The sequence below is a fragment of the Aeromicrobium sp. PFPM2_SD2 genome (assembly GCF_057364525.1).
In genome coordinates, this window is record NZ_JBNFNZ010000257.1 from 1 (window position 1) to 3,643 (window position 3,643).

6 protein-coding genes are annotated in these 3,643 nt (G+C 74.2%); 4 read left to right on the forward strand and 2 right to left on the reverse strand.

Translation table 11 applies throughout. The annotated features are described in order from the left end of the window. From AC2W7G_RS11560 to AC2W7G_RS11570, 3 genes are all read left to right on the forward strand, one after another. The coding region (locus AC2W7G_RS11560) for an alkaline phosphatase family protein (protein ID WP_485868565.1) at positions 1-475 on the forward strand (475 nt) is incomplete at its 5' end. Continuing rightward, on the forward strand, positions 400-1,116 hold the full coding sequence (locus AC2W7G_RS11565) for an alkaline phosphatase family protein (RefSeq protein ID WP_485868566.1): 717 nt from the start codon (positions 400-402) through the stop codon (positions 1,114-1,116). The genes AC2W7G_RS11560 and AC2W7G_RS11565, both read left to right, overlap by 76 nt. 29 nt (positions 1,117-1,145) lie before the next feature. After that, complete coding sequence (locus AC2W7G_RS11570; protein ID WP_485868567.1) at positions 1,146-1,799, forward strand: thymidine kinase; 654 nt, start codon at positions 1,146-1,148, stop codon at positions 1,797-1,799. 114 nt (positions 1,800-1,913) lie between these two features. Here the strand turns inward: AC2W7G_RS11570 and sepH are convergent, their stop codons facing one another. Beyond that, the gene (sepH, locus tag AC2W7G_RS11575) at positions 1,914-2,879 is read right to left on the reverse strand and encodes a septation protein SepH (RefSeq protein WP_485868568.1); all 966 of its coding nucleotides are present in this window, start codon (positions 2,877-2,879) and stop codon (positions 1,914-1,916) included. 138 nt (positions 2,880-3,017) lie between these two features. Between sepH and AC2W7G_RS11580 the strand changes: the two genes are divergently transcribed. After that, on the forward strand, positions 3,018-3,422 hold the full coding sequence (locus AC2W7G_RS11580) for a VOC family protein (RefSeq protein WP_485868569.1): 405 nt from the start codon (positions 3,018-3,020) through the stop codon (positions 3,420-3,422). Here the strand turns inward: AC2W7G_RS11580 and AC2W7G_RS11585 are convergent. Continuing rightward, positions 3,419-3,643, reverse strand: a 225-nt coding sequence (locus tag AC2W7G_RS11585) for a hypothetical protein (protein WP_485868570.1), incomplete at its 5' end; no start/stop codon positions are given. The two genes, AC2W7G_RS11580 and AC2W7G_RS11585, sit on opposite strands and share 4 nt — an antisense overlap.

Below are 3,643 nucleotides of genomic sequence, written 5' to 3' on the forward strand. Positions count from 1 at the left end.
GCCGACGCGCCGCTGCTGCCCTCCCTACGGCGGCCGGTCGCTCGACATGGTGCTGCCTGCGATCGCCCACCGCCTCGGCCTGCCCGGCGGCTCGGACCCGTTCGACCTGCCCGCGACTCCGCGCTACCTGGTGGTGCTCGTGGACGGCCTGGGCGCCGACCTGCTCGCCCAGCACGCCGACCTCGCCCCGTTCCTGTCCGGCCTGGCCACGCGCGAGCCGATCACCTGCGGCGTCCCGTCCACGACCGCGACGAGCCTGACCTCGCTCGGCACGGGCCTGGCGCCTGGCCGGCACGGCGTCACCGGCTTCACGTCGCGCATCCCGGGCACGAACCGCCGGCTGAACTCGCTGACCTGGGACGATCGGTCGACCCGCGCGAGTGGCAGCCGCACCCCACGATGCTCGAGCGCATCCACGCGGCCGGCGTCCCCGTCACCGTCGTCAACCAGGCCCGGTTCGCCGGCAGCGGGCTGACCGCGGTGAGCCAGCACGGCGTGCCGTTCACCGGCATCGACAACCAGTGGGAGCAGCTGGACGCCTGCTTGGACGCGCTCGAGGCCACCGACCGGGCGGTCGTCTACACCTACGAGCCGCGCCTGGACCACGTCGGGCACCGGCAGGGCTGCCGCTCGCAGGACTGGCGCGACACGCTCGTCGCGGTCGACGCCGACGTGCGCCGGCTGCACGAGGAGCTGCCGCCCGGCACCACGCTGGTCGTCACCGCCGACCACGGCATGATCGACCTGCCGCCGGACGACCGGTTCGACGTGGCCGACCACCCGCGCCTGCTCGACGACGTCGAGGTGCTGGCCGGCGAGGCGCGCCTGCGCCACCTGCACGTCCGGCCCGGGACGACGTCCGCCGTCGCGGCCCGGTGGCGCTCCGCGGTGGGCGACCGGGCGCTGGTGCGCACCCGCGACGAGGGGCTCGAGGACTGGTTCGGCCCGCTCGACGACGCGGTCGCCGGCCGCGTGGGCGACGTGGTCGTGGCGGCGCTCGGCGACTTCGGCGTGTTCGCCACCCTGGACTTCCCCTCCGAGATCGGCATGGTCGGCTTCCACGGCTCGATCACCGGCCCGGAGATGCGCATCCCGCTGCTCGTGGCGACGTCCTGACCGCGGAGCCGCCCTGGCAGAATGGCGGGGTGGCAGAGCTTCGGGCGTTCGTGGGCGTGATGGACAGCGGCAAGAGCACCCTGGCGCTCCAGATGGACCACAACCACCGCGCCCGCGGGCGCGAGGGCCGCGTCTTCAGCTCGCGCGACCGCGCCGGCGAGGCCGTCCTCTCCAGCCGCCTGGGCCTGTCGGTCCCGGCCATCGAGGTCAACGAGAACTTCAGCTTCTGGACGTACGTCGTCGACGAGCTCACCCGCGGCGGCCGGGTCGACTACCTGGTGTGCGACGAGGCGCAGTTCTACACCCGCGGCCAGATCGACGACCTGGCCAAGATCGTCGACGAGCTCGAGGTCGACGTCTTCGCCTTCGGCATCCTCACCGACTTCCGCACCGAGCTGTTCGAGGGCTCGCGCCGGCTCATGGAGCTCGCCGACCGCGTCCACACGCTGCAGGTCGAGGCGCTGTGCTGGTGCGGCCGGCGGGCGACGCACAACGCCCGCACCGAGGACGGCGGGATGGTCACCGAGGGCGAGGTGATCGTGGTCGGCGACGTCGACGACCCCGACCGTCCGGCCCCGACCGTGGGCTACGAGGTGCTGTGCCGGCGCCACCACCGTCGCCGCATGACCGCCGCGACCGCGAAGGCGTCCGCGCTGTCGCCCGACGTCCTGCCCTTCGACTGACGCCGTCCCTCACCGCGCGTCCGCGCTGCCGAGAAGTGTGAAGAAATGGACCCCCTTCGAGGCGAAGGAGGTCCATATCCTCACGAATCGCGGCGGAGCCGCGATGGGGTGAGGTCAGTCGCCGGAGGAGCCGAACATGATCTCGTCCCAGCTGGGGACGCGACGACGCTCGTGACGCTTCTTGCGCGGGCCGTCGTCGGGCAGCCCGTCGGGCACGGCCATGGCGGGACGCTGCTGCGGGGGCTCGGGCTGCGGGTCCTCGACCGGCTCGTCGTGCTCGGCCTGGGGCTCGGCCGGCTCCGGCTCGGTGGGCAGCGCGAGCTGCTCCTCGGCCAGGGCCATCTGCTCCATCGCCCGGCGGTCGCGGGCCGCCTTGAGCGACGAGACGCCGACCGGGTGCAGGTCGACCTCGGGCTCGACGACGAGCTCGACGACCTGCGTGGCGTCCGGGGTCGGGGCGTCGCGCAGCGCGTCGGCGATCGCCATCTCGTGCGAGACCGGGGGAGCGAGGTAGCCGACGAGGTCGTGCGCGACCTGGTCCGCGGGCAGCACGTAGCGGCCCTGGACGTCGTAGGTGAACGTGGCCGGCTCGTTCGCGCCCTCGGTCAGGACGGTGAGGGTCCAGCGACCGTCCTCGCGGCGCCAGGAGTCCCACGTGGCCGCCTCGGCCGAGCCGCCCCGGGCCTGGACCTGCTCGTCGACGAGGCTGCCGAGGACGACGTTGGCGCCGCCGACGTGACGACGGCGGACGACGGTCTTGCGGGCCTGCTCGACCATGAACTCGCGCTCGGCAAGCACGGGGATGGCGTAGGCCATGATGCGCTCGACGTCGACGCCGGCGGCGTCGGCGACCGCCTCGGGCGTCTCGCCGCGGCGGACTCGGGTCTGGATCTCGCGCGGTGACATGTCCATCGTGGTCTCCGATCGACCGGGTCGCGGCCGCGGGGCCCGGCTGAGCCTCGCGACCTGGGACAGCGTGCGGTGGTCGGCCCGCAGGGCGAGCTCCTCGCCGGAGGACGGGTCGCGGGCGACGAGGAACTGCTGGTCGTCGCTCAGGCCGACGAGCTCGAGCTCGCGCATGGTCCACCTCCTCCTCGAGACCACCGGATGGTGCGTCAGCGACCATCCTAGGGACGGCGACGCGCGGATCCGGGAGACGCGCCGAGCGGACGCGCGTCGTTGCCGGGAGCCGTCCGAGGCACCGCCTAGGGTGGCCCGATGCCGTTCGAGCTCTTCTCCCTCGTCGTCGACGACTACGACCGCGCCCTGGCCTTCTTCACCGGCACGCTCGGCTTCGACCTGGTCGAGGACGCGCCGTCCCTGACGTCCGACGGAAGCCCGAAGCGCTGGGTCGTCGTGCGTCCGGGCGACGGCGGCCCCGGCCTCGTGCTGGCGCGGGCCGACGGGGCCGAGCAGGAGGCCGTGGTCGGGCGCCAGTTCGCCGGCCGCGTGGGACTGTTCCTGCGCGTGCCCGACCTCGACGCGACGCTGACGCGCCTCGCCGCGGCCGGCTGCGAGCTCGTGCGGCCGGTGCGCCAGGAGGCCTACGGCCGCGTGTGCGTGTTCCGCGACCCGTGGGGCAACCTCTGGGACCTGCTGGGCGACGCGCCGGCCGACGCCTAGGCGCCGGTGAGCACCCGGGCCATGGCGGGGTCGGGGTTGCCGAACCGGTGCGCGGTGATCGAGACCGCCTGCTCGCGCAGGAACGGCAGCAGCTCGACGCGGCCGCCGGCGTGACGTCGTCGGCCGTAGACGGCCACGTCCGGGTCGCCTCGACCGCGGTGGCGACGTCGCCGGCGCGAGCACCCACGAGCCGCACCGGGCCGGACGCTCCTCGGCGGCGG

Bases quoted from the DNA above. Each gene is read 5' to 3' on its own strand.
- AC2W7G_RS11565 (WP_485868566.1), top strand. From the start codon at position 400: ATGCTCGAGCGCATCCACGCGGCCGGCGTCCCCGTCACCGTCGTCAAC.
- sepH (WP_485868568.1), bottom strand. From the start codon at position 2,879: ATGCGCGAGCTCGAGCTCGTCGGCCTGAGCGACGACCAGCAGTTCCTC.
- AC2W7G_RS11580 (WP_485868569.1), top strand. From the start codon at position 3,018: ATGCCGTTCGAGCTCTTCTCCCTCGTCGTCGACGACTACGACCGCGCC.